General features: G+C 73.3%; 20 protein-coding genes. 9 read left to right on the forward strand and 11 right to left on the reverse strand.

All coding sequences use genetic code 11. The annotated features are described in order from the left end of the window. Positions 1-3: 3 nt before the first annotated feature. The 4 genes from ACFYZS_RS13480 to ACFYZS_RS13495 are packed head-to-tail and all read right to left on the reverse strand — an operon-like array spanning position 4 to position 5,798. Positions 4-1,164 carry an acyl-CoA dehydrogenase family protein gene (locus ACFYZS_RS13480; RefSeq protein WP_389010738.1) on the reverse strand — a complete coding sequence of 387 codons (1,161 nt, stop codon included), beginning with the start codon at positions 1,162-1,164 and terminating at the stop codon, positions 4-6. Between the two features lie 8 nt (positions 1,165-1,172). Further along, entirely contained in the window at positions 1,173-2,093 is a 921-nt protein-coding gene (locus ACFYZS_RS13485; protein ID WP_389011647.1) for a hydroxymethylglutaryl-CoA lyase, read from the reverse strand. Positions 2,094-2,104: 11 nt separating this feature from the next. Then, entirely contained in the window at positions 2,105-4,165 is a 2,061-nt protein-coding gene (locus tag ACFYZS_RS13490; RefSeq protein ID WP_389010741.1) for an acetyl/propionyl/methylcrotonyl-CoA carboxylase subunit alpha, read from the reverse strand. A gap of 16 nt (positions 4,166-4,181) precedes the next feature. After that, entirely contained in the window at positions 4,182-5,798 is a 1,617-nt protein-coding gene (locus tag ACFYZS_RS13495; RefSeq protein ID WP_389010744.1) for a carboxyl transferase domain-containing protein, read from the reverse strand. Between the two features lie 99 nt (positions 5,799-5,897). Between ACFYZS_RS13495 and ACFYZS_RS13500 the strand changes: the two genes are divergently transcribed. Then, entirely contained in the window at positions 5,898-6,476 is a 579-nt protein-coding gene (locus ACFYZS_RS13500; RefSeq protein WP_366101563.1) for a TetR/AcrR family transcriptional regulator, read from the forward strand. A 56-nt stretch (positions 6,477-6,532) separates the two neighbouring features. Then, positions 6,533-7,339 (forward strand): phosphatase, encoded by an 807-nt coding sequence (locus ACFYZS_RS13505; protein WP_389010747.1) that lies wholly within the window; start codon positions 6,533-6,535, stop codon positions 7,337-7,339. 56 nt (positions 7,340-7,395) lie between these two features. Here the strand turns inward: ACFYZS_RS13505 and ACFYZS_RS13510 are convergent, their stop codons facing one another. Next, entirely contained in the window at positions 7,396-8,256 is an 861-nt protein-coding gene (locus ACFYZS_RS13510; RefSeq protein WP_389010750.1) for an SDR family NAD(P)-dependent oxidoreductase, read from the reverse strand. Positions 8,257-8,334: 78 nt separating this feature from the next. On the opposite strand from ACFYZS_RS13510, the gene ACFYZS_RS13515 reads away from it, so the two are divergent. Together ACFYZS_RS13515 and ACFYZS_RS13520 are read left to right on the forward strand one after the other, a co-directional pair. Then, positions 8,335-8,796 (forward strand): MarR family winged helix-turn-helix transcriptional regulator, encoded by a 462-nt coding sequence (locus ACFYZS_RS13515; protein ID WP_389010753.1) that lies wholly within the window; start codon positions 8,335-8,337, stop codon positions 8,794-8,796. A gap of 66 nt (positions 8,797-8,862) precedes the next feature. Continuing rightward, a complete protein-coding gene (locus tag ACFYZS_RS13520; protein WP_389010756.1) occupies positions 8,863-9,762 on the forward strand; it encodes a DUF4253 domain-containing protein in 900 nt (299 codons plus the stop codon). A gap of 10 nt (positions 9,763-9,772) precedes the next feature. Here ACFYZS_RS13520 and tesB read toward each other — a convergent pair whose 3' ends face one another. The 4 genes from tesB to ACFYZS_RS13540 form a co-directional block, all read right to left on the reverse strand. Further along, positions 9,773-10,651 carry an acyl-CoA thioesterase II gene (gene tesB / locus ACFYZS_RS13525; RefSeq protein ID WP_389010759.1) on the reverse strand — a complete coding sequence of 293 codons (879 nt, stop codon included), beginning with the start codon at positions 10,649-10,651 and terminating at the stop codon, positions 9,773-9,775. Positions 10,652-10,669: 18 nt separating this feature from the next. Further along, positions 10,670-11,827, reverse strand: coding sequence for an acyl-CoA dehydrogenase family protein (locus ACFYZS_RS13530; RefSeq protein ID WP_389010762.1), 1,158 nt, complete (start codon positions 11,825-11,827; stop codon positions 10,670-10,672). 168 nt (positions 11,828-11,995) lie between these two features. Further along, a complete protein-coding gene (locus tag ACFYZS_RS13535; RefSeq protein ID WP_389010765.1) occupies positions 11,996-12,319 on the reverse strand; it encodes a hypothetical protein in 324 nt (107 codons plus the stop codon). Positions 12,320-12,460: 141 nt separating this feature from the next. Further along, positions 12,461-13,900 carry a helix-turn-helix domain-containing protein gene (locus ACFYZS_RS13540; RefSeq protein WP_389010768.1) on the reverse strand — a complete coding sequence of 480 codons (1,440 nt, stop codon included), beginning with the start codon at positions 13,898-13,900 and terminating at the stop codon, positions 12,461-12,463. A gap of 124 nt (positions 13,901-14,024) precedes the next feature. On the opposite strand from ACFYZS_RS13540, the gene speB reads away from it, so the two are divergent. The 5 genes from speB (at position 14,025) to ACFYZS_RS13565 (ending at position 23,012) form a co-directional block, all read left to right on the forward strand. Beyond that, a complete protein-coding gene (gene speB, locus ACFYZS_RS13545; RefSeq protein ID WP_119096088.1) occupies positions 14,025-14,987 on the forward strand; it encodes an agmatinase in 963 nt (320 codons plus the stop codon). 29 nt (positions 14,988-15,016) lie between these two features. Beyond that, on the forward strand, positions 15,017-16,702 hold the full coding sequence (locus ACFYZS_RS13550; protein WP_389010771.1) for a thiamine pyrophosphate-binding protein: 1,686 nt from the start codon (positions 15,017-15,019) through the stop codon (positions 16,700-16,702). 403 nt (positions 16,703-17,105) lie between these two features. Next, on the forward strand, positions 17,106-20,972 hold the full coding sequence (locus tag ACFYZS_RS13555; RefSeq protein ID WP_389010774.1) for an ABC transporter ATP-binding protein: 3,867 nt from the start codon (positions 17,106-17,108) through the stop codon (positions 20,970-20,972). 119 nt (positions 20,973-21,091) lie between these two features. After that, entirely contained in the window at positions 21,092-21,493 is a 402-nt protein-coding gene (locus tag ACFYZS_RS13560; RefSeq protein WP_389010777.1) for a hypothetical protein, read from the forward strand. An 85-nt stretch (positions 21,494-21,578) separates the two neighbouring features. Next, a complete protein-coding gene (locus ACFYZS_RS13565) occupies positions 21,579-23,012 on the forward strand; it encodes a S28 family serine protease (protein WP_389010780.1) in 1,434 nt (477 codons plus the stop codon). A gap of 88 nt (positions 23,013-23,100) precedes the next feature. Here the strand turns inward: ACFYZS_RS13565 and ACFYZS_RS13570 are convergent, their stop codons facing one another. Both ACFYZS_RS13570 and ACFYZS_RS13575 read right to left on the reverse strand, forming a co-directional pair. Continuing rightward, the gene (locus ACFYZS_RS13570) at positions 23,101-25,056 is read right to left on the reverse strand and encodes a glycoside hydrolase family 3 protein (RefSeq protein WP_389010783.1); all 1,956 of its coding nucleotides are present in this window, start codon (positions 25,054-25,056) and stop codon (positions 23,101-23,103) included. 9 nt (positions 25,057-25,065) lie between these two features. After that, positions 25,066-26,022 (reverse strand): LysR substrate-binding domain-containing protein, encoded by a 957-nt coding sequence (locus ACFYZS_RS13575; RefSeq protein WP_389010786.1) that lies wholly within the window; start codon positions 26,020-26,022, stop codon positions 25,066-25,068. Positions 26,023-26,120: the final 98 nt, after the last annotated feature.

Genomic DNA, 26,120 nt, shown 5'->3' on the forward strand with positions numbered 1-26,120 from the left:
CCGCTAGCCGGCGAAGCCCAGCTCGCGGGCGATGAGCATGCGCTGCACCTCGCTGGTGCCCTCGCCGATCTCCAGGATCTTGGAGTCCCGCCACATGCGGGCCACGGGGTACTCGTTCATGAACCCGTAGCCGCCGTGGATCTGCGTGGCGTCCCGGGCGTTGTCCACCGCGACCGTGGAGGAGTACAGCTTCGCGATCGCCGCCTCCTTCTTGAAGGGCTCCCCGGCCACCAGGCGGGAGGCCGCGTCACGCCAGCCGATCCGCGCCATGTGGGCGCGCATCTCCATGTCCGCCAGCTTGAACTGGATGGCCTGGTTGTCGCCGATGGGCCGGCCGAAGGCCTTGCGCTCCTTCGCGTACTTCACCGACTCGTCCACGCAGCCCTGGGCCAGGCCGGTGGCGAGCGCCGAGATCGCGATGCGGCCCTCGTCGAGGATGCGCAGGAACTGGGCGTAGCCGCGGCCCTCCTGGCCGACCAGGTTGGCCAGGGGCACCCGTACGTTGTCGAAGGCCAGCTCGCGGGTGTCCGAGGAGTTCCAGCCGACCTTGGAGTACGGGGCGGCCACCGTGAAGCCCGGGGTGCCGGACGGGACGAGGATCGAGGAGATCTCGGGGCGGCCGTCGGCCTTGCGGCCCGTGACGGCCGTGACGGTGACCAGACCGGTGATGTCCGTACCGGAGTTGGTGATGAAGCACTTGGAACCGTTGATCACCCACTCGTCACCGTCCTTGACGGCGGTGGTGCGGGTACCGCCCGCATCGGAGCCGCCGTCCGGCTCGGTCAGGCCGAAGGCGCCGAGGACCTCGCCGGCGCACATCTTCGGCAGCCACTGCCGCTTCTGCTCCTCGGTGCCGAAGAGGTACAGGGGCATGGCGCCGAGCGAGACGCCCGCCTCCAGGGTGATCGCGACCGAGGAGTCGACGCGGGCCAGCTCCTCCAGGGCGATGCCGAGGGCGAGGTAGTCGCCGCCCATGCCGCCGTACTCCTCCGGGAAGGGCAGGCCGAACAGGCCCATGCGGCCCATCTCGCGGACGATCTCGTACGGGAACTCGTGCCGCTCGTACAGGTCGCCGATCTTGGGGGCGATGACGTCGTGCGCGAACGCCTCGATGGTGCGGCGGAGTTCCTCGTGCTCAGGGGTGAGCCGGTGGTCGAGGGCCATGATGTTCGTTACTCCTTGTGGGAGAGGGCGCGGACGGTACGGGAGGGGCTGGGGCGTCCCAGCTGTTCGGCCATCCACACGCTCGTGGCGGTGAGGGCGGCCAGGTCGACACCGGTCTCGATGCCGAGGCCGTCGAGCATCCACACCAGGTCCTCGGTGGCGAGGTTGCCGGTGGCGCTCTTCGCGTACGGGCATCCGCCGAGGCCGCCCGCGGAGGCGTCGACGGTGGTGACCCCGTGCTGGAGTGCGGCGAGGGTGTTGGACAGGGCCTGGCCGTAGGTGTCGTGGAAGTGCACGCCGATCCGGTCGGTCGGCACGCCCTCCTCGCCCAGCTCGCCGAGGAGGGTCTGGACGTGGCCCGGGGTGGCGACGCCGATGGTGTCGCCGAGGCTGAGCTCGTCGCAGCCGAGGTCGAGCAGTGCCTTGGCCACGCGGACGACCTGGTGGACCGGGACCGGTCCCTCCCAGGGGTCGCCGAAGCACATGGAGAGGTAGCCGCGGACGTGTGCTCGGCCCTCCTTGGCGCGGGCCACGACGGGCTCGAACATGGCGAGGGACTCGGCGACGGTCCGGTTGAGGTTGCGGGAGGCGAAGGTCTCGGTCGCCGAGCCGAAGACGGCGATACGGGTGGCCCCGAGGGCGAGCGCGCGGTCGAGCCCCCGCTCGTTGGGGACGAGGACCGGCAGGTGCACCCCGGCGAGGTCGCGCAGCTCGGGGAAGAGCTGCTCGGCGTCGGCCAGCTGGGGCACCCACTTGGGGTGCACGAAGCTGGTGGCCTCGACGGTGGTGAGGCCGGCGGCGGCCAGCCGGTGGATGAACTCGGCCTTGACGGCGGTGGGTACGGCCGTCTTCTCGTTCTGCAGCCCGTCGCGGGCCCCGACCTCGTGGATGCGCACGCGCGCCGGCAGTCCGGGGGCCGGGAAGGCCATGGGGAGCCCGTTCACTGCGTCCCCTCCTCGTCCTTGTCTTCCTCGTCCGGGGTGACGACGGCCAGGACCTGGTCCATGGCCACGGTGGTGCCGGGGGAGACGTCCAGCTCGGTGACGGTGCCGGAGTGCGGGGCGGAGATGACGTGCTCCATCTTCATCGCCTCGACGACGAGCAGGCTCTGCCCGGCGGCCACCTTGTCGCCGACGGCCACCTTGACGACGGTGACCGTGCCGGGCATGGGGGCGGCGAGGGTGTCGGCGCCGGACCTCGCGCCCCCGGTGAGGGATGCGGTGACGGGGTCGTGGTCCTGGACGTGCCAGCTGTCCGCCTCCCGGCCGATCCAGACCCCCTCAGGGGAAGCGGCGTACGCGAAGCGGTGGGTGGCGCCGTCCAGTTCGACCGTGAGGCGGTCGGCGGTGCGGGCGACGATCCGGCCGCGGGCCGGTGCGCCGGCGGCCACGAGGAGCTCCGTGGCGGGGGCGGCGCCGGAGCCCGGCCCGGCGGGACGGGTGCGGACCTGGACCGGGTCCTGGCCCGGGAGGCGGAAGTGGTGCACCGTCCAGGCCGGGGTACCGCCGAGGCGCCAGCCGTCGGCGGCCCCGAAGGGGTCCACCCAGCCCGGCTCCCCCGAGCCCCCGGCAGGGTTGCGGGAAGGGGCGGGGCTCGGGAGGGACAGCAGCGCCGCGGCCGCGAACACCTCGTCCGGGACGCCCTCCGGGAGGAGGGAGGGGAGGTCGCGCTCGACCAGGCCGGTGTCCAGGTCGCCGGAGACCACGTCCGGATGCGCCAGCAGCCTCCGCAGGAAGCCGGCGTTGGTCTGGACGCCGAGGATCACGGTGTCGGCGAGGGCGGCCCGCAGCATGCGCAGGGCCGTCGCCCGGTCGGGGCCGTGGACGATGACCTTCGACAGCATCGGGTCGTACGTGGAGCCCGTGTCGACTCCCGCCACCAGCCCGGAGTCCGTCCGTACGGACCCGCCCGACGGCTCGGAGAGCGCCAGCACCGTACCGCCGGACGGCAGGAAGCCGCGCGCCGGGTCCTCGGCGCAGACGCGGGCCTCGATGGAGTGGCCGGTCAGGGTGACGTCGGCCTGCCCGAAGCCGAGCTCCGCGCCCGCCGCGACCCGCAGCTGCTGCTCCACCAGGTCGAGCCCCGTGACCAGCTCCGTCACCGGGTGCTCCACCTGGAGGCGGGTGTTCATCTCCATGAAGTAGTACGAGGACGGGTCCCCGCCGGGGACGATGAACTCCACCGTTCCCGCGCCGACGTACCCGCACGACCGCGCCGCCTCCACCGCCGCCGCGCCCATCGAGGCCCGCAGCTCCGGCGTGAGCAGGACCGACGGGGCCTCCTCGATCACCTTCTGGTGGCGCCGCTGCAGCGAGCACTCGCGCTCGCCCAGGTGCACCACGTTCCCGTGCGCGTCCGCCAGCACCTGGATCTCGATGTGCCGCGGCCGGTCCACCCACCGCTCCACGAGCAGCGTGTCGTCGCCGAAGGAGGACCGGGCCTCGCGGCGCGCCGCCGCGATCTCCTCGCCCAGCAGCCGGGCGTCGCGGACCAGCCGCATGCCCTTGCCGCCGCCGCCCGCCGAGGGCTTCAGCAGTACCGGCATGCCGATCTCCTCGGCCGCCGCGACCAGTTCGGCGTCCGACAGCCCGCTGCCCGAGGAGCCCGGCACCACGGGCACGCCCGCCGCCTTCACCGTCTCCTTGGCCCGGATCTTGTCGCCCATCAGGGAGATCGCCGAGGCCGGCGGCCCGATGAAGGCCAGTCCCGCCTGTGCGCACGCCGCCGCGAAGGCCGCGTTCTCGGCGAGGAAGCCGTAGCCGGGGTGGACCGCCTCGGCCCCCGTCCGGCGGGCGGCGTCGAGCAGCTTCTCCACCGAGAGGTAGCTCTCGGCGGCCGCCGCCGGGCCGATCCGGACGGCCGTGTCGGCCTCCCGTACGTGCCGCGCGTCCGCGTCCGCGTCGCTGAAGACGGCCACGGAGCGGATGCCGAGCTGCCGCAGCGTGCGGATGACCCGTACCGCGATCTCGCCCCGGTTCGCGACCAGAACAGTGCTGAACATCGAAGTGGTCCTCACGTCACATACGGAAGATGCCGAAAGCGGAGTCGCTCAGGGGAGCGTTCGCACAAGCCGTCAGGGCCAGCCCCAGCACCTGCCGGGTCTCCATCGGGTCGATGACCCCGTCGTCCCACAGCCGCGCCGTGGCGTAGTAGGCGTTGCCCTGTTCCTCGTACTGCGCCCGGACCGGGGCCTTGAAGGCCTCCTCGTCCTCGAGCGGCCACTCCTGGCCCGCGCCCTCGATCTGGTCCCGCTTGACGGTCGCCAGCACGGACGCGGCCTGTTCGCCGCCCATCACCGAGATCTTGGCGTTGGGCCACATCCACAGGAAGCGCGGCGAGTACGCCCGCCCGCACATCGAGTAGTTGCCGGCCCCGTACGAGCCGCCGACGACCACCGTCAGCTTCGGGACCCGCGTGCACGCCACGGCCGTGACCATCTTGGCGCCGTGCTTGGCGATGCCGCCGGCCTCGTAGTCGCGGCCGACCATGAAGCCCGAGATGTTCTGGAGGAAGAGGAGCGGGATCCCGCGCTGGTCGCACAGCTCGATGAAGTGCGCGCCCTTCTGGGCGGATTCGGAGAACAGGATGCCGTTGTTGGCGACGATCCCGACCGGGTGGCCGTGGATCCGGGCGAAGCCGGTGACCAGCGTCTGGCCGAACTCCGACTTGAACTCCTGGAAGCGGGAGCCGTCCACGATCCGGGCGATGATCTCGCGGGCGTCGTACGGGGTGCGCGAGTCGACCGGGACCGCGCCGTACAACCCGTACGGATCCACCTTCGGCTCTTCCGGAGCCTCGACCGACCAGGGCAGGGCCCCGCGCTCGGGCAGGGTCGCCACGATGTTCCGTACGATCCGCAGCGCGTGCGCGTCGTCCTCCGCGAGGTGGTCGGTGACGCCGGAGATCCGGGAGTGGACCTCGCCGCCGCCGAGCTCCTCGGCCGTGACCACCTCGCCGGTGGCGGCCTTCACCAGCGGCGGGCCGCCGAGGAAGATCGTGCCCTGGCCGCGGACGATGACGGCCTCGTCGCTCATCGCCGGGACGTACGCGCCGCCCGCCGTGCAGGAGCCGAGGACGGCGGCGATCTGCGGGATGCCGGCGCCGGACATGCGCGCCTGGTTGTAGAAGATGCGGCCGAAGTGCTCCCGGTCGGGGAAGACCTCGTCCTGCATGGGGAGGAAGGCGCCGCCCGAGTCGACGAGGTAGAGGCAGGGGAGACGGTTCTCCAGGGCCACTTCCTGCGCGCGCAGGTGCTTCTTGACGGTCATCGGGTAGTACGTGCCGCCCTTGACGGTGGCGTCGTTCGCGACGATCACGCACTCGCGGCCGCTGACCCGGCCGATCCCGGCGATGACCCCGGCGGCCGGGGCCGCGCCCCCGTACATGCCCTCGGCGGCCAGCGGGGCCAGCTCCAGGAAGGGCGATCCGGGGTCGAGGAGGGCGTCCACGCGGTCGCGGGGGAGCAGCTTCCCGCGGGCGGTGTGGCGGGCGCGGGCCTTCTCGCCGCCGCCGAGCCGGGCCGCGTCGAGCCGGGCGCGCAGCCCCTCGGTGAGCTCGCGGTGGGCGGCCTCGTTGGTCCGCCAGGCCTCGGACGCCGGGTCCGCGGCGCTCGTCAGCACTGGTGCCTGCTGCATCGGTCGAGCTCCCTTGCTCGGTGCACGCTGTTAATGAGCGTTAACGCATGTACAGCTTAGGTTAACGAGCGCTAACGGCCCTGTCTAGAATGGATTCCCATGAGCACCAGAGCCGCCGCCCCGACCCGTCGCGAGCAGATCCTCAGCGAGGCCGCGCGCCTCTTCGCCGCGCGCGGGTTCCACGGCGTCGGCGTGGACGAGATAGGGGCCGCGGTCGGTATCAGCGGCCCCGGCCTCTACCGCCATTTCGCGGGCAAGGACGCCATGCTGGCCGAGCTGCTCGTCGGGATCAGCGAGCGGCTGCTGACGGGTGGCCGCCACCGGGTGGCCGCGGCCGCGGGCGACCCGGACGGCGTACTGGCCTCCCTCATCGACGGGCACATCGACTTCGCGCTCGACGACCGGGCGCTGATCACCCTGCACGACCGGGAGCTGGACCGGCTCAGGGAGGCCGACCGCAAGCTCGTCCGGCAGCTGCAGCGGCAGTACGTCGAGCTGTGGGTGGAGGTCGTCCGGGAGCTGCACCCGGAGGTCGGCGAGGCCGAGGTGCGGGTGTCCGTGCACGCCGTCTTCGGCCTGCTCAACTCCACCCCGCACCTGGCCGCGCTCGGCCGGGAGGCGACGGAATCCCTGCTGCGGCGGCTCGCACACGGGGCGTTCGGGGCGCTGTCGGGGTGAGGCGACGCGTCCGCTGGTCGAAATGGCACCGGCGTCCGGCGTCCGGCGACGGCAGAATGGGCCGCATGCCGAAGCCGATAGAGACGCACGTACCGAGCCGCGCCGAACTCGTCGACCATCTGGTCCGCACCCGGATCTCGGGCCAGGTGGCGACGCCCCGTGAGAACAACCTGTCGCACTACCGCAAGCTCGCCAACGGCGACCGGCACTACTGGCTCGGCCTGGAGCTGGGCGACCGCTGGACCGACGAGCAGGACGTGCTCGCCGTGATGGCGGAGCGGGTCGGGGTCGTCGACGACGCCGCGCACCGCTTCGGCCAGGACACGATCGACCCCGAGCTGACCGTCTCCGGCCTGGACCGGATGGCGGCGCGGCTGCGGAAGGCCGCCCTGGACCGGCAGAGCGTGCTGCTCGCCACGGGCCACCCGGGCGGGCTGCTGGACGTCCACCGGGCCACGGCGGCGGCGCTGCGCGCCGCGGGCTGCGAGATCGTGGTGATCCCGTCCGGGCTGGTGGCGGACGAGGGCTCGGTGTGGCAGTTCGCGGACGTCGCGGTGCTGGAGCGGGGCGCCACGCTGTGGCACACCCACTCGCCGGAGCCGATGGCCGCGATCCTGGACGGCCTGGCGGCTTCCGGCCGCCCCCAGCCCGACCTGGTCGTCGCCGACCACGGCTGGGCGGGGTGCGCGGCGCAGCGCGGGCTGGACGCGGTGGGGTACGCGGACTGCAACGACCCGGCGCTGTTCCTCGGCGAGGCCGAGGGCACCCTCCAGGTGGCGGTCCCCCTCGACGACCACGTCCGCGACCCGCGTTTCTACGACCCGATGGTGGCGTACCTGCTGTCGGCGGCCGGCCTGCTCTGAGGGGTTTCCGGCGGGGCGTCTCCGCGGCCCCGCCGGTGTCTGCGGTACGCCGCCGGTCAGCTGAGCCAGTTCGTCATCTCGGTCTGGACGGCGGAGCCGTCGAGGTCGGCGAGCTTCATGCCCACGAAGGTGCGGGCCCAGTCCGAGGTCTGGATCCGGAACGGCATCTTCTCGGCGGTCAGGGCGTCGATGACCGGCGCCGCGGCCTGCTCCGAGGTCTGGGCGGTGTCGCTGCCGAAGGACTGCAGGGCGTGGTTGATGTAGCCCTGCAGCGCCGGGGCGTAGGGGCCCGCCTGGGCGAGCAGCGCGGGAATGTCGAGCCCCACGTTGTTCACGAACTCGCTGGCCACGGCGCCCGGCTCGATGACGGACACCTGGACGCCCATGGCCGCGGCGACCGGGGCCAGGGACTCCATGAAGCCCTCGACGGCGAACTTGGCGGCGCAGTAGGACTCGTTGAACGGCTGACCGATCACCCCGCCGACGCTCGTCACGGTGATGACCCGGCCGCCCGAGGCGCGCAGGTGGGGGAGCGCGGTCCGGGTGAGCTCGGCGACGCCGAAGAAGTTGACCTCCATGACCTGCCGCAGCCGGTCCATGTCGTGCTGCTCGATGGTGCCCACGAAGCCGGCGCCCGCGTTGTTCACCACGGCGTCGAGGTGCCCGTGCTCGGCGACGACCTCGGCCACGCACGCGGCCACGGACTCCGCGTCGGTCACGTCGAGCCGCTTGACCTGGACGAGGTCGGCGACGCCGGCTTCGGCGGCGGCCTTGTTCAGGGCGTCGGCGCGGGTGGTGTCGCGCATGGTGGCGACGGTGTGCCAGCCGGCCCGGGCGGCGGCGACCGCGGCGGCCAGGCCGATGCCGGAGGAGGTGCCGGTGATGAGGACGGTCTTGGCGGCGGTGCTGGTGCTCATGGAAGGCTCCTAAGGTTTGTGCGTGCACACACACATTAACGATGTGTGCGTGTGCACGCAACCCGGTATCCTTCCCGTATGGCGCACACGAATCTCAATCTGGACGGCCTCACCGCCCGCGACCACGCCTTCTACGGTCTGGTCTGGGCCGGAACCACCCTCACCGCGCGTGTCGACCAAGCGCTCACGCGCCGGCACGACCTGCCGCTGTCGTGGTTCGAGGTCATGCTGTGGCTCAGCGTCCAGAACGAGCCGGTCGCCCCCTCCGAGCTCGGGGCCAAGACCCTGCTCAGCCGCAGCCAGGTCTCCCGCGTCGCCGATTCCCTCCGCGCCCGCGGCCTGGTCGAACGGGTCCCGTCCCCGACGGATGCCCGGTCCGTGGGCATCGCCCTCACCGAGGCGGGCCGCCGCGCCTTCGCGGAGGCCGACGCCACCCGCCGCGAGGCCCTCGCCGAGGTCTTCGACGACCGCCTCGACGACGCGGACATAGCCGCGCTGGAGGCGGTCTGGGCCAAGCTCAAGGCCAAGCCCGAAGCGTAGCCCTCCGGGCGTCACCAGCCGTTCGCCCGAAGGGCGTTGTCAGTGGCGGCGGCTAGCGTCGAAGGCGTGACGAATCCGCAGAGTCCGTCGAAGTCGAAGCCGAAGGCGCCGCCGAAGGCGCGGAACCCGCTGTCCGTGCTGGCCGACGACCCGCGAGGCCGCGCCCTCGGGCTGGAGCTGCCGCCGGGCACGCTGATCGACCGGCCTGGCGGACGGACCCTGCCGTGGCCCAAGGCGCGGCGGGAGCCGCTGCTGTGGGTGTCCGACGGGCCCGTCGGCGTCGGCGCGCTCGCCGCCTGCCGCGCGGGCCTCGCCCTGGCCGGCGCCGGCCTTCAGGCGGTGCTGTTCCAGGAGCGGCGCGGCCTGGAGAGCTGGTGGCTGCGCGACGAGCTGAGCCCCGCCTCGATGTCCGACCCCGACGACCACCACGTCGAGCCGGTCCTGCGCGAGTTCTGGGCCGAGGTCGTCCCCGACCCGGAGGAGGGGGAGGGCCCCGACGGCGCCGGGCTCACAGCCCCCTTCGGCCGGGACTGGCCGGGTCTGGCGGAAGGCCGGACCCCGCGGGAGGATCCGGAGGAGGCCGCCCTCGCCCTCGCGGACGGGCTGATCCGGGACGGGGTCCTGCCGGGACCGCGCCTCGCGCTGGTCCCCGCCGGCCGGGGAGCCGACGTACCCACCGCCATGGGCTGGCGGGGACCGGTGAACCACGAGAACGACACGGCCCTCATCAGCGCCGTCCTGCGCTCGTGGGAGGAGCGGTTCGGCGCCCGGGTCATCGCGCTCGGCTTCGACGAGCTCCACGTGTCCGTGGCCGCCCCGCCCCCGACGACGGCCGCGGCCCTGCCGGTGGCCGCCGAGCACTTCGCGTTCTGCCCCGACAACGTCTGGCAGGGCTCCGGGAGCGTGCGCGCCTACGCCGACGAGGCGGTGACCGGCGTCGGCCACTGGGCGTTCTGGTGGGACTGACAGCGGGGGGCTACGCGCGGGGGACGCGGACGACGCCCTCCTGGATGACGGTCACGGCGAGGCGCCCGTCCTGGGTCCAGATCCGGGCCTGCCCGAGCCCGCGCCCGGCCGCGGCCGAGGGGGACTCCTGGTCGTACAGCAGCCATTCGTCGGCGCGGAACGGCCGGTGGAACCACATCGCGTGGTCCAGGGAGGCGCCGACCACGTCGCCGACCGCCCAGCCGCCGCGGCCGTGCGCGAGCAGCACCGAGTCGAGCAGGGTCATGTCCGAGACGTAGGTGGCCAGGCAGGTGTGCAGGAGCGCGTCGTCGCTCTCCAGCTTCCCGGCCGTACGGAACCACACCTGCGAGCGCGGCTCGACCGGCTTGCCGACGCTGCCCCAGGGCGGGACGGTCGCGTACCGCAGGTCCACGGCGCCGCGCGCCTCGATCAGCCGCTCCACCGTGCCCGGGTCGCGGAAGATCTCCCGGTACGCGGGCAGCGCCTCGGCGGCCGTCGGCAGGGTCTCCGGATCGGGCGCGTCCGGCATCGCGCTCTGGTGGTCGAGGCCCTCCTCGTGCGTCTGGAAGGACGCGGAGAGGTGGAAGATCGGCTGTCCGTGCTGGACGGCGACGACCCGGCGGGTGGTGAAGGAGCGCCCGTCGCGGATCCGGTCGACCGCGTAGACGATCGGCGCGCCGGGATCCCCGGCACGCAGGAAGTACGAGTGCAGCGAGTGCGCGGTGCGGTCCTCGGGCACGGTCCGCCCGGCCGCGACCATGGCCTGGGCCGCGACCTGGCCGCCGAAGACGCGCGGTACCAGCGCCGAACGGCTGGTACCGCGGAAGATGTTCTCCTCGATCTGCTCGAGGTCGAGCAGATCGAGGAGCGTCGCCAGTGCCTCGTTCATGGAGTGAAGGCCAGGGCCTTACAGCCCCATCGCCTTGGCGATGATGGACTTCATGATCTCGCTGGTGCCGCCGTAGATGCGGTTGACGCGGTTATCGGCGTACAGGCGCGCGATCGGGTACTCGTTCATGTAGCCGTAGCCGCCGTGCAGCTGGAGGCAGCGGTCGATCACGCGGTGCGCGACCTCGGTGCAGAACAGCTTCGCGGAGGCGGCCTCGGCGGGGGTCAGCTCGCCGGCGTCCAGGGCCTCCAGGGCGCGGTCCGCGACGGCCTGGGCGGCGTCCACCTCGGCCTGGCAGGCGGCCAGCTCGAACTTGGTGTTCTGGAAGTGCGCGACCGGCTTGCCGAAGACGGTGCGGTCGGTCACGTACTGCTGGGCGAACCGGACGGCCGCGGCGGCCTGGGCGTACGCGCCGAACGCGATGCCCCAGCGCTCGGAGGCGAGGTTGTGGCCGAGGTAGTAGAAGCCCTTGCCCTCCTCGCCGAGCAGGTCCTCGACGGGGACCTTGACGTCGACGAACGCCAGCTCGGCGGTGTCGGAGGTGCGCAGGCCCAGCTTGTCGAGCTTGCGGCCGATCGAGTAGCCCTCGGACTTGGTGTCCACGGCGAACAGCGAGATGCCGAAGCGGCGGTCGTCCTCGCGCGGGGCGGCGGTGCGGGCGCAGACGATCACGCGGTCGGCGTGCACGCCGCCGGTGATGAAGGTCTTGGAGCCGTTGAGGACGTAGTGCGTGCCGTCCTCGGAGAGCTTGGCGGTGGTCTTCATGCCCGCGACGTCGGAGCCGGTGCCCGGCTCGGTCATCGCGAGGGCCCACATCTCCTCACCGGAGACGAACTTCGGCAGGTACCGCTTCTTCTGCTCGTCGTCGGCCAGCATCTTGATGTAGGGGAGCGCGAGCAGCACGTGCACGCCGGAGCCGCCGAAGTTCACGCCCGCGCGGGCGGTCTCCTCGTACAGGACGGCCTCGAACTTGTGGGTGTCCAGGCCCGCGCCGCCGAACTCCTCGGGGACGTTGATGCCGAAGATGCCCAGCTCGCCGAGCTTGTAGTAGAAGTCGCGCGGCGCCTGACCGGCGGCGAACCACTCGTCGTAGACGGGGACGACCTCGGCCTCTATGAAGGCGCGGATGGTCTCGCGGAACGCCTCGTGGTCCTCGTTGAAAACGGTACGGCGCACAGCCGCCTCCTCGATCCTGTCGCCCGTCGCGCTGTCGCGCCGTGTCTAAGCGCTTGCTCAGACCACTAAGTTACCGGTGGGTCGGGTGGGCTGTCCAGAGTCGGGGAGGGGGACCGGGTGTGATGTCCGGCGCCGGCCGGCGGGCGGGCCGCCGGCCGGCGCCGACGCTCACTTGCCGAGGATCTTGCCGGTCCACTGGCCGGCGGCGCCGTGCATCAGCGCCTCGTTGCTCAGGATCCGGGTCCCGGTCAGCGCGGCCATGCCGATGTCGCCGGCCGTGGCCGCACCGTTGTGGGAGCCGACCGTGTTGTCGCGGCCGGCGTTGAACACGTCGTCGCCGGCCACCTGGGACAGGTCGCCGAAGACGATCGAGTACGTGTTGTCGATCGGCGCGTACACGGTGAAGGTGTCGTCGGCGGACGCGGCGGAGGCGCCGGCCAGGATGACGCCGCCGGCGGCGAGAGCGGTCAGGGCGAGGCGGATCGATCGCACGAGGGCACTGCCTTTCGAGGTTCGAGGTGGGGGTGGGGGAAGCAGTGCGAACGTAGGCCGCCGCGCGCCGCGAGGCGCCGAGCCCGCGGCCGTACGGCCCGAGTCCATCCGTACGGCGCAGCCGACCTTGCGCCGGTGCGGTCAGACCCCTGGGGCCCGGGTCAGCGCGAACCACAGCTCCATCCGGGTGTCCGGGTCGTCGAGGTCGCGGTCGAGGAGGGCCGCGGCGCGGGCGACGCGCTGGCGGACGGTGTTGCGGTGCACGCCGAGCGCGGCGGCGCTGCGGTCCCAGCTGCCGTGGTGGGCCAGCCAGGCGCGCAGGGTGTCCCGCAGGGCCGGGGAGAGCGGGCCGAGCAGGGCATCGGCGTGGGCGCGGGCCTCGGCTTCGCCGACGAGCCCCGCGAGGCCGGGTCCGGTGTGCCGGGCCAGCGGGGTGCGGGCGGCCTCGGCGCGCTCCAGGGCCCGGCGGGCCTGCGCGTCGGCGGTGGCCAGCGCCTCGGGCCCGGCCGGGGCGCTGACCCCGAGCCGCCACCCGGGCTGCGGGGACGGCTCCCGGTCGGTGAGCAGCCGTACGGCCGGACCGTCCGGGTCCAGCAGTACGGTGCCCAGCGCGGCGGCGAGGGCCGGCGCATCGGCGCCGCCCCGGGCGTGGACGGCGTACCAGGGCCCGGGCCCGCCCAGCGCCTGCGCGGGGGAGCCGTCGAGCAGCAGCCGGGCCAGCGCGGCGGCCTCGGCCCCGGCCGGCCGGTCGGCGGTGAGCAGGGCCAGCAGGACGGCGGCGATGGAGGCGATGGCGTGGTCGCCCGGGGCCCGGACCGGGGCGGCGAGGGCCAGCACCCGGCCCCCGCCCACGGTGTAGACGGCGAGGTGCGTCCCGCCGACGGCGTCGGTGGCGGTGGCCGCCGCCCCGCTCGCCACCCGCCGCGCCAGCACCCGGACGGCGCCGAGCACCTCCTCCGCGGGCCCCGCCCCGGCGGCCCGCGCCACCCCGGGGGAGGCCCCGGCGGCTGCCGCCGCGGCGCCGGACGCGGCCGGCTCGCCCTGGGCGACCGCGGCGGCCGGGGTCAGCAGGGCCGCCCACCCACTCAGGCTGGCCGCGAGGCGCGCCAGCACCGCCGGAACCGGATCCGGGCGGGCGGCAGCGGCGGCGAGGGACTGCTGGGCTTCGGTGACCCGGCGCAGCTCGCGGGTCCGCGCCTCGGCCATGAGGCGCCAGACGGTGCGGGCCACGGCCGTGAACCGGGTCTGCGGCGGAACCTCCAGCAGCGGCAGCCCGTGCCGCGCGCAAGCCGCCGCCAGCGCCGCCGGCACCTCCTCGTGCACGGGCGCCACGCCGAAGCCGAGTGCGGCCGCGCCCGCGGCGACGAGCCCGCTCACGTAGCCGTCCGGGTCGGCCCCCAGCTCCGCGCCGGCGGTGAGCAGCAGCTCGCCGCCCAGCAGGTAGGGCGAGGGATCGGCCATCTCGGAGGCGTGCACCCCGTGCACATCGGCCTCGGCGGGCCCCGCGAGGTGGCGTAGCCCCAGCTCCCGGTCGGTGAGCAGCGCGGCCAGGGGGACCGAGGGGGTGGGCGGGACCTCCATGGATGCTCCGTACACATCAGAGACGGGTAGTGGATGAAACGTACACTTCGCGCCCCCCTGGCGGCGGCTTACGCTCGAAGCACCGCACCAGCACCCCCGCAGGACCTCCGGAAGGGCACCCCTCATGAGCACGCAGCCGCGCGGCCCCGTCGACTCCTCCCGCATCCCGCGCTACGCGGGCCCCGCGACCTTCGCCCGGCTGCCCCGCCTGGACGAGGTCGGCTCGGCGGACGTCGCCGTCGTCGGCGTCCCGTTCGACTCGGGCGTCTCGTACCGCCCCGGCGCCCGCTTCGGCGGCAACGCCATCCGCGAGGCCTCCCGCCTGCTGCGCCCGTACAACCCGGCGCAGGACGCCTCCCCGTTCGCGCTCGCCCAGGTGGCGGACGCCGGCGACATCGCGGTGAACCCCTTCAACATCAACGAGGCCGTCGAGACGGTCGAGGCGGCCGCAGACGAGCTCCTCGGCGCCGGCTCCCGCCTGATGACCCTCGGCGGTGACCACACCATCGCCCTCCCGCTGCTCCGCTCCGTCGCGAAGAAGCACGGCCCGGTCGCGCTGCTGCACTTCGACGCGCACCTGGACACCTGGGACACGTACTTCGGCGCCGAGTACACGCACGGCACGCCGTTCCGCCGCGCCGTGGAGGAGGGCATCCTCGACACCGAGGCGCTGTCCCACGTCGGCACGCGCGGTCCGCTGTACGGCAAGCAGGACCTGGACGACGACGCCAAGATGGGCTTCGGCATCGTGACCTCGGCCGACGTCTACCGGCGCGGCGCCGACGAGGTCGCGGACCAGCTGCGCCAGCGCATCGGCGACCGCCCGCTGTACATCTCGATCGACATCGACGTGCTGGACCCGGCTCACGCGCCCGGCACCGGTACGCCGGAGGCGGGCGGCATGACCTCCCGCGAGCTGCTGGAGATCATCCGCGGCCTGTCCTCCTGCAACCTGGTCTCGGCGGACGTCGTCGAGGTCGCCCCGGCGTACGATCACGCCGAGATCACCTCGGTCGCGGCCTCGCACACCGCGTACGAGCTGACGACCATCATGAGCCGCCAGATCGCCGCCGCGAAGAAGGCGTAGCAGGACCCGAGAAGGGCGAGTAAGCGCACGTGACGCACGACCACGACCTGGTACTCCGTCCCACCGACGCCCAGCGGGCGGCCGCCCTCGCGCCGCCGCCGGGGCGGACGGGCGGGGACCTGGTCGTGGAGACGCTCCGCGGCCTCGGCGCGACCACGGTCTTCGGTCTGCCGGGGCAGCACGCACTCGCCCTCTTCGACGCCGTGGGCCGCTCCGACCTGCGGCTGATCGGGCTGCGTACGGAGAACAACGCGGGCTTCGCGGCCGACGCGTACGGCCGCATCACGGGCGAGGCGGTTCCCCTGCTGCTCTCGACCGGCCCGGGCGCGCTGATGGCCCTGCCGGCCCTGGCGGAGGCGGCCGCCGCCTCGGCCCCCGTCCTCGCCATCTCCTCGCAGGTCCCGGTGGCGGGCCTGGGCGGCGGACGGCGCGGACACCTGCACGAACTGCGGGACCAGACGGCGTCGTTCCGGGACGTGGTGAAGTCGGTCCACACGGCCCGCACGCCTTCGCAGATCCCCTCCGTGATCGCGGAGGCCTGGGAGTCGGCGCTGACGGCTCCGCACGGCCCGGTCTGGGTGGAGATCCCGGAGGACGTGCTGCGCGCGGAGACGGTGATCCCGCAGGTCACGGCCGTGGACGCGAGCCCGCACGAGCTGGCCCCGCGCCCCGAGCTCACCGCGCTGGCGGCGCACTGGCTGGAGCGGGCCGCGCGTCCCGTGATCATCGCGGGCGGCGGGGTGGTCCGCTCGGACGCGGCGGGCAAGCTGCGGCAGCTGGCGGAGCGGCTGAACGCCCCGGTGGTCACCACGTTCGGCGGCAAGGGCGCCTTCCCGTGGACCCACCCGCTGTCCCTCCAGTCCTGGCTGGAGGACCGCCACATGACGGACTTCCTGGAGGACGCGGACGTCCTGCTGGTGGTCGGCTCGGGCCTGGGCGAACTGTCGTCGAACTACCACACGTTCTTCCCGACGGGCCGGGTCGTCCAGATCGAGGCGGACCTCGGCAAGCTGGAGTCCAACCACCCGGCCCTCGGCATCCACGCGGACGCCCGCCTGGCCCTCCAGGCCCTCCTGGAGACGGTCGGGGAACGCGAGGACGCGCAGGCGCCCGAACGCGTCCGCCGGCTCCTGTCGGAGATCGAGGCCCGCCTGTCGACGCAGGACGTGACGCTGGAGCGCGGACTCCTCACCTCGATCCGCGCGGCGCTCCCGGCCCGCTCCCCGTCGTTCTGGGACATGACGATCCTGTCGTACTGGGCCTGGTCGGCGTTCGACGCGAAGCACCCCAACACGATGCACTCGGCGCAGGGCGCCGGCGGCCTCGGCTACGCCTTCCCGGCGGCCCTCGGCGCCTGCGTCGCGGAACCGGGCACCCCGGTCCTGGCGGTCTCGGGCGACGGCGGCGCGATGTACTCGATCGCGGACCTGGCGACGGCGAAGCAGCACGACCTGGACGTGACCTGGCTGATCGTGGACGACGGCGGCTACGGCATCCTGCGCGAGTACATGACGGACTCCTTCGAGGGCCGCACGACGGCCACCGAACTCACCCGCCCGGACTTCGCGGCCCTGGCCGAATCCTTCGGCGTCCCGGCAACGACGACGACCCCGCAAACCCTCCGCGAGGACCTGAAGAAGTCCCTGACCACCCCGGGCCCCTCGGTGCTCGTACTTCCGGCCACGCTCCGCATGTTCGCCCCCACGCACGTTTAGCGGCCAGGGCAGCCCCGTGCGCGTGATGCGCGGCATCGCGGACGACGGCCCGGCCTACGCCCTGCCGGTGGAGGCGGAGCGGACGTCGTCAAGGACAAGGAAGACGACGCGACCAAGTGGGCCGAGGGCATGAAGGACGAGGCCGAGGAGCAAGGGAAGAAGGGGTCGAGCGCCAATTGCGGCAGGGTCACCGAGGCCCTCGGCTGCGAGAACGAGCCGCTGGAGCAGCCCCCGTCGTGAAGCCTCTGCCCAGCCCCTGAGGCGGCACGGCCGGGCCGACACGGATGGGTGGGGCCGGGTCGCCGCGCCGCGCGGAAACCCGTTCGATTGTTGCGGCGGGATGAAATCCGCCGGTCGGAGCGTTGGCGCTTCCGGCAGGACAACACGAACGGGGAGGCACCACGTGACGGCGGCTGGGGAGAAACAGGGCTGGGCGAGGCGGCTCACCGCCTATACCTGGCGGTACAAGACCAATGTGCTGCTCGCCCTCGGGTCGTCACTGGCCGGCATGGCCGTCATGGCGCTCGTGCCCCTGGTCACCAAGGTCATCATCGACGACGTCATCGGCGACCACACCAAGCCCATGGGCGTCTGGGCCGGGCTCCTCATAGGCGCCGCGGTCCTCGTGTACGTGCTGACCTACATCCGCAGGTACTACGGCGGCCGCCTCGCGCTCGACGTCCAGCACGACCTGCGCACCGACATGTACGACACCATCGCCCGCCTCGACGGGCGCCGCCAGGACGAGCTGTCCACCGGCCAGGTCGTCGGGCGCGCCACCAGCGACCTGCAACTGATCCAGGGCCTGCTCTTCATGCTGCCCATGACCATCGGGAACTTCCTCCTCTTCGGGATATCCCTCGGGATCATGCTGGCCCTGTCCCCGCAGCTGACCCTCGTCGCGCTGCTCATGGCCCCCGCCCTGTGGTTCATCGCCAAGCGCAGCCGCAAGAAGCTCTTCCCCGCCACCTGGTGGGCCCAGGGCCAGGCCGCCGCCGTCGCCACCGTCGTCGACGGGGCCGTCACCGGCGTCCGCGTCGTCAAGGGCTTCGGCCAGGAGGAGCAGGAGACCGGCAAGCTGCGCGAAGCCGGGCGCCGGCTGTTCGCCGGCCGGATGCGGACCATCCGGCTCAACTCCCGCTACACCCCCGCCCTGCAGGCGGTACCCGCCCTCGGGCAGGTCGCCATGCTGGCCCTCGGCGGCTGGATGGCGACCCAGGGACACATCACCCTCGGCACCTTCGTCGCCTTCTCCACCTACCTCGCGCAGCTCGTCGGCCCCGTCCGCATGCTCGCCATGGTCCTCACCGTCGGCCAGCAGGCCCGCGCCGGCGTCGAGCGCGTCTTCGAGCTCATCGACACCGAGCCCGTCATCGAGGAGGGCACGCGGGAACTGCCCGCCGACGCCCCCGCCACCGTCGAGTTCGACGCGGTCGGCTTCGGGTACGACCCCGAGCGGCCCGTCCTGGACGGGTTCTCGCTCTCCATCGCCGAAGGCGAGACCGTCGCCGTCGTCGGGGCCTCCGGCTCCGGCAAGTCCACCCTGTCCCTCCTCCTGCCCCGCTTCTACGACGCCGACCGCGGCACCGTCCGCGTCGGCGGGCACGACGTGCGCGAGCTGACGTACGACTCGCTGCGCGCCGCCATCGGGCTCGTACCGGAGGACTCCTTCCTCTTCTCCGACACCATCCGCGCCAACATCGCCTACGGGCACCCCGAAGCCACCGACGCGCAGATCGAGGCCGCCGCCCGCGCCGCCCAGGCAGAATCCTTCATCCAGGCCCTGCCCGCCGGGTACGACACCAAGGTCGGCGAGCAGGGGCTCACCCTCTCCGGCGGCCAGCGCCAGCGCATCGCGCTCGCCCGCGCCATCCTCACCGACCCCCGGCTGCTGCTCCTCGACGACGCCACCTCCGCCGTCGACGCGCGCGTCGAGCACGAGATCCACGAGGCGCTGCGCACCGTCATGGCGGGCCGCACCACCCTCCTCATCGCCCACCGCCGCTCCACGCTCGCGCTGGCCGACCGGATCGCCGTACTCGACCGCGGGCGGCTCTCCGACATCGGCACGCACGAGGAGCTGGAGCGCCGCTCGCCCCTGTACCGGCGGCTGCTCACCGACCCGGACGCGCTCGGCGCCGGCTCGCCGCGCACCCCCGAGGCGCCCGTGATGACCGAATTCGAGCGGGACATCGAGGGGAAGCTCGAACGGGACATCGAGCTCGAGGCCGAGATCGACTCCGAGCCGGTCAACGCCAAGCGGCGGGTCGTGGACGGGGTGACCCCCGAGCTCTGGCGCCGCCAGGAGGAACAAGAGGAGGAAGAGGAAGCGGAGGCGGAGGCCGCCGCCGGGACCGCGGCCGCGACCGGCGCGCCCGGAACCGGCGTACCGGGCGCCACCGTGGCCGGCGCCGTCGCGGGCATGCCAGCCACTCCTGAGCTGCTCGCCCAGGTGGCCGCCCTGCCGCCCGCCGACGACGAGCCCGCCGTGGACGAGGACCGCGCCGCGGCCGCCGAGAAGAGCTACAACCTGCGCCGCCTGCTCCACGGCTTCTGGGCGCCCCTCGCCATCAGCCTCGGCCTCGTCGCCGTCGACGCCGGCTCCGGGCTGCTGCTCCCGATCCTGATCCGCCACGGCATCGACAAGGGCGTCGAACAGGCGGCCCTCGGCGCCGTCTGGGTGGCCGCCGTCCTCGCGCTGGGCGTCGTCGTGGCGCAGTGGGCCGCCCAGTTCGCCGAGACCCGGATGACCGGGCGCACCGGCGAGCGCGTCCTGTACGCCCTGCGCGTCAAGATCTTCGCCCAGCTCCAGCGCCTCGGCCTCGACTACTACGAGCGCGAGCTGACCGGCAAGATCATGACCCGGATGACCACCGACGTGGACGCCCTCTCCAGCTTCCTGCAGACCGGGCTCGTCACCGCCGTCGTCTCCGTCTTCACCTTCTTCGGCATCCTGATCGCCCTGCTCGTCCTCGACGTCGAGCTCGCGCTGATCGTCTTCGCCACCCTCCCCGTGCTGGTCATCGGCACGATCGTGTTCCGCCGCAAGTCGGTGGCCGCGTACGAGCTCGCCCGCGACCGGGTCAGCCTGGTCAACGCCGACCTCCAGGAGTCCGTCTCCGGACTGCGCATCGTCCAGGCCTTCCGCCGCCAGCGCGCGGGCGCCGCCCGGTTCGCCGAGCGCAGCGACTCGTACCGCGAGGCCCGGGTGCGCGGCCAGTGGCTGATATCCGTCTACTTCCCCTTCGTCCAGCTGCTGTCCTCCGGGGCCGCGGCCGCCGTCCTGATCGTCGGCGCGGGCCGGGTCGAGGCCGGCACCCTCACCACGGGCGCGCTGGTGGCGTACCTCCTGTACATCGACCTGTTCTTCGCCCCCGTCCAGCAGCTCTCCCAGGTCTTCGACGGCTACCAGCAGGCCACCGTCTCGCTCGGCCGGATCCAGGGGCTGCTGCGCGAGCCCACCAGCACCCCCCGCCCGGCCGATCCGCGCGCGGTCAAGGAGCTGCGCGGCGAGATCGCCTTCGAGGACGTGCGGTTCGCGTACGGCACCGCCGAGGAGCGCGGCGAGAAGGGGGACGCGCTGGCCGGGATCAGCCTGCGCATACCCGCCGGCCAGACCGTCGCCTTCGTCGGCGAGACCGGCGCCGGGAAGTCCACGCTGGTCAAGCTCGTGGCCCGGTTCTACGACCCGACCTCGGGCCGGGTCACCGCCGACGGCGCCGATCTGCGGGAGCTCGACCTGACGGAGTACCGCCACCGGCTCGGTGTCGTCCCCCAGGAGCCGTACCTCTTCCCGGGGACGGTCCGCGACGCCATCGCCTACGGGCGGCCCGAGGCGGGCGACGCCGAGGTCGAGGCGGCCGCCCGCGCGGTCGGCGCCCACGACATGATCGCCACCCTGGACGGCGGCTACCTGCACACCGTCGCCGAGCGCGGCCGCAACCTCTCGGCCGGCCAGCGCCAGCTGATCGCGCTGGCCCGCGCCGAACTCGTCGACCCGGACGTGCTGCTGCTCGACGAGGCCACCGCCGCGCTCGACCTGGCCACCGAGGCCCAGGTCAACCAGGCCACCGACCGGCTCGCCGGCAAGCGCACCACCCTCGTGGTGGCGCACCGGCTGACCACGGCCGCGCGCGCCGACCGCGTGGTGGTCATGGACCGCGGCCGGGTGGTGGAGGACGGCACCCACGCCGAACTCGTGGCCCGCGGCGGCCGCTACGCGGAGCTGTGGCGCACCTTCGTGGGCGAGGACGAACGCGCCGCCGCCTGACGTGGCGCCGGCGGTTCGACCCGCCCCGCAGACCCCCCGGACCTTGCTGCGAGCAACCTTCCGGGGGGTCTGCGCGTCGTACGTGCGTACGTGTCGCGTACGACTGATCGGGGGACAGGGTGGAGCACGGGCGGAAGGGGCGCGGCCGGGGGGCCGCGTCGGCGCGGGTGTTCGTGGCCGGGCTGATGCTGTGCGTCGGGGGGCTGCTCGCGGCGCCTCCGGCGCACGCGGCGACCGGCGGCTGCGGGGGTGACCTGGTCAGGACGCTGCCGTTGGGGAGCGGCGAGGTGCGCGTCTACAAGAGCCGTACGCAGGCCTGCGCGGTGACCGTCGCCCGTGACCCGGGGCGGCGCCGGGCGATGGCGGTGAGCATCCAGCCGCGCGGCGGGGTGCCGGTCCGCGATGCCGGGCAATTCACCCGATATGCCGGACCCGTCACCGTCGGTGCGATCAGCCGCTGCGTGTATGTAAAGGGGAGCATCGAGGCCGGATCTGTCGATTCCGGCTGGATTCTGTGCTGAACGAGCGGCCCAACTAGGTCTGGTCAGCGGCGCGTTGACCCCGCTAGGTTCACGGGCGACCGAAGTGAACTCAAGGGGAGGGTGAATGCGCAAGACGCTCGGCTGGCTGCTGTCGCTCGTGGTGCTGATCGGCACCATGGGAACAGCCGGCTTCACGGCCCAGGCGGCCACCGCCGCAGGGCCGTCCGCCGCGACGGACATCAAGGACGAGATCCTCGCCATCGCGGGGATGAGTCTGATCGAGGAGAAGGAGTACCCCGGGTACCGCTTCTTCGTACTGAACTACGAACAGCCGGTCGATCACCGGCAGCCCTCGAAGGGCACCTTCAAGCAGCGCCTCACCCTGCTGCACAAGGACGTCTCCCGGCCCACGGTCTTCTACACCTCCGGCTACAACGTCAACACCAGCCCGCGCCGCAGCGAGCCGACGACGATCGTCGACGGCAACCAGGTGTCGCTGGAGTACCGGTTCTTCACGCCCTCCCGGCCCGACCCGGCCAACTGGGCGAACCTGGACATCTGGCAGGCCGCCAGCGACCAGCACCGCATCTACACCGCCCTGAAGAAGATCTACAAGAAGAACTGGCTGGCCACGGGCGGCAGCAAGGGCGGCATGACGGCGACGTACTACGAGCGCTACTACCCGCGCGACATGGACGGCGTCGTCGCCTACGTCGCGCCGAACGACGTCGTCAACAAGGAGGACTCGGCGTACGACCGGTTCTTCGCCAAGGTCGGCACCAAGGAGTGCCGCGACAAGCTGAACGCGGTGCAGCGGGAGGCCCTCGTACGCCGTGAGCCGCTGGAGGCCAAGTACGCGGCCGCCGCCGCCGAGAACGGCTGGACCTTCACCACCGTCGGCAACCTCGACAAGGCCTACGAGGCCGTCGTGCTCGACTACGTGTGGGCCTTCTGGCAGTACAGCCTGCTGGCCGACTGCGCCTCCATCCCGGCCGCCGCGACCGCGAGCGACCAGGAGATCTGGGACTCGATCGACACGATCTCCGGCTTCTCGGCCTACGCCGACCAGGGCCTGGAGACGTACACGCCGTACTACTACCAGGCGGGTACGCAGCTCGGTTCGCCCGACATCAAGCAGCCGCACCTGAAGGGCCTGAGCCGCTACGGCTACCAGCCGCCGCGCAACTTCGTGCCCCGCGACATCCCGATGACCTTCCAGCCGGGGGTCATGGCGGACGTCGACAACTGGGTGAAGAACAACGCGAACCAGATGCTGTTCGTGTACGGGCAGAACGACCCGTGGGGTGCCGAACCGTTCCACCTCGGCTACACCGTCCGCGACAGCTACGTGATGATCGCGCCGGGCGCCAACCACGGGGCCAACGTCGCCAAGCTCATGGACGGCGAGAAGGCGCTGGCCACGCAGAAGATCCTGCAGTGGGCCGGGGTCGCGCCGGCCGCCTCGCTCGTCGACGCGGGCCGGGCGACGCCGCTGGCGAAGCCCGACGCGGTGCTCGACCAGAAGGACGTGGAGCGCGAGCCGCAGCTGCGGCCGTAGCTCCCCGGGAGGGCCCCAGGGGCCACGGGAGAGGTAGTACGGCTAATACCAGCACCAGTACCAGTACCAACTACCGGTACTGGTACGGCTAGTCGTACGAGAGCCCGTGGCCCAGCGGGTAGCGGCCCGGAACCGGGACCGGGAGGCGGCCCGTGGGCCGTACCGCCCCGGTGACCACCCGGGCCGCCGCCCGCATCTCCACGTCCGTCCAGGTGTACGTCGCCAGCTCCGCCGCGCACGCGGGCAGCCGGGCGGGGTCGTACGGATTGCGGATCGCCACCAGGACCACCGGCACCCCGGTGGCCAGCAGCTCCTTGACCAGCGTGCGCTGCGGATCGTCCCCCTCCGGGACGTTGTACGTGCACACCAGCACCGCCGCGTTGCCGGGGGCCGCGGCCACCGCCCGGGCGGGCGGCGCGGCCGTCGCCCGGCAGCCCAGGGCGGTCAGCTCCCGGGCCAGTACCGCCGTAGGGGGTCCTGTCGTACCGCTGGGGGAGGCGGGGTCGGCCCCGGTGACCAGTACCCGGGGCGCGGCGGCCGGGTCCAGCGGCAGCAGCTTGACGGGATTGGCCAGCAGGGTCGTCGTACCCGCGGCGATCTCGTCGGCGGCCGTCAGATGCGCCGGGATGCCCACCTGGGCGTCCGTCTGCCCGGCGGCGGTGTGCGCCGCGTCGAACAGGCCCCGGCGGGCCTTCAGTTCCAGGATCCGCAGCACCGACTCCTCGATCCGGGCCCGCGTCAGCTCGCCCGCCTCGACGGCCGCGAGGACGCTGCGGTGCGCGAGCCCCAGGTCCGGCGGGTTCAGCAGCTGGTCGCAGCCCGCCTTCAGGGCCAGGACCGGGACCCGGTCGTCCCCGTACTTCTGGCGTACCCCGGCCATGTCGAGGGCGTCGGTCACCACCACCCCCCGGAAGCCCAGGCGTTCGCGCAGGATGCCGGTCACGATCGGTCCGGAGAGGGTCGCCGGGTCCCCGGAGGGGTCGAGCGCGGGGAAGACGATGTGCGCGGTCATCACGGCGTCCACGCCCGCCTCCACCGCCGCCCGGAAGGGGGGCTCGTCCAGCTCCTCCCACTGGGCCCGGCTGTGCCGCATCACCGGCAGTCCGACGTGGCTGTCGGTCTCGGTGTCCCCGTGGCCGGGGAAGTGCTTGGCGGTGGCGGCCACTCCGGCGCCCTGGTAGCCGCGGACCTGGGCGGCGACCAGGGCCGCCACCGCCTGCGGGTCCGAGCCGAAGGACCGTACTCCGATCACCGGATTGGCCGGGTTGACGTTCACGTCGGCCACCGGCGCGTAGTCCTGCCGGATGCCCATCGCGGCGAGCTCGGCACCCGCGATGCGTGCGGCGCGCCGGGCCTCGGCGGTGGCCGCGGAGTCGGAGTCGGCATCGGTGCCACCCGTAATACTGGTGCCACCCGTGCTACCGGTGCCACCGGTACCGCCCGTACTGCCGGCTGTGCTTCCACCCGTGCCGCCGGTGCCGCCCGCGCCGTGCCGCGCGCCCAGGGCCATCGCCCCCGGCAGCAGGGTCGCGGGCTTGCCGATGCGCGCCACCGCGCCGTGCTCCTGGTCCGTGGAGAGCAGCAGCGGGATGCCGGAGCCGGTCCCGGCCGCCGCCCGCTGGAGCGCGGCCGACAGCTCGGCGATCTGCTGCGGGCCGCGGGTGTTGTGGGCCCAGGAGAAGTAGATGATCCCGCCGAGGTGGTAGCGGGAGACCAGCTCGGCGGCCGTGCGCACCCCGAACAGCTTCATGTTCTGCTCGGCGTCCGCCGGATCCGGATCGGTCGCCGAATGGCCGTACGCGCGGGACACGAAGAGCTGCCCGACCTTCTCCGCCAGGCTCATCCCGTCCACCAGCCGGCGCAGCGCCGCCCGGTCGGGAGCCCGGCCCGGCGGCCGGTCGCCCGGGCGGCCGTCGTCGGGGCGCGGGCCGCCGCCCCCGCCGTCCGGGCCGTCGACCGCGGCGTACGAGGCCACCCCGGCGGCCGTGACGGCGGCCAGGGCGGCCGCGGTGAGCAGGGACCTGCGGGACGCTTGGTACGACACGGCCGGACCCTACTGCCGCGCCGCGTCCGCGCCGCCGCGGACACTCGGGAGGTCCCCCGGAAGGGGTGCCGCGTACGCCCAGTGCTCCTGCAGGGTCCGTACGGCCTCGGTGATCGCCGGCCGGCGGGCCGCCCCCGTCCGCCACACGGCGTACAACCTGCGCACGGGGCTCGGTTCCAGCGGTACGGCCACCGCGCCCGGCGGCAGCGCCCCGGTCCCCAGCCGGGGTACGACGGCCACCCCGAGCCCGGCCGCGACCAGCGCGACGATGGTGTGGTTCTCCTCGGCCACGTGCGCGATGTCGGGCTCGAACCCGGCGGTGCGCAGCGTCCGCATCAGCCAGTCGTGGCAGACCCGGCCGGGTGGCTGGCAGACCCAGCGCTGGCCGCCGAGGTCCGCCCGCCGGATGACGGCCCGCTGCGTGAACGGGTGGTCCCGCGGTACGACCAGGTCGCAGCGGTCGTCCCCGATGACCGCCTGCTCGACGCCCTCCGGGGCCGGCAGCGGGGCGATGTCCCAGTCGTGGGCCACCGCCAGGTCGGTGACCCCCCGGGCCACCAGGTCCACCGACAGGTGGGGGTCGACCTCGGTGAGGCGCACGTCCAGCGCGGGATGCCGGCGTGCGAGATCGGCGAGCGCCCCCGGCATGAGACCGCGCGCCGCGGAGGCGAAGGCGGCCACCGTCAGCAGCCCGCTCGGCTGCCCGCGGCGCTCCTCCAGGGTGGTCTCGGCGCGCTCCACGATCGCCAGCAACTCCTGGGCGGTATCCGCGAGATGCCGGGCCTCCTCGGTGAGCGCGACCCCGCGCCCGCGCCGCTCCAGCAGCGTGGTCCGGGTCTCCCGCTCCAGCTTGGCGATCTGCTGGGACACGGCGGAGGGGGTGTAGCCGAGGGCCGCCGCCGCACCCGCGACCGAGCCGTGGACGGAGACGGCGTGCAGGGCGCGCAGCCGGGAGAGGTCGAGCATGCGGCCCATCGTAGGCACCGCGCGAGCGCGAGGCACCCGTAAGAGATGCTTCATCCATCCCTGAAGACATCCGCGCTGGTGCTACATGGTCGCCGCGT

It is taken from the genome of Streptomyces sp. NPDC001903, assembly GCF_042891345.1.
Classification (GTDB): domain Bacteria; phylum Actinomycetota; class Actinomycetes; order Streptomycetales; family Streptomycetaceae; genus Streptomyces.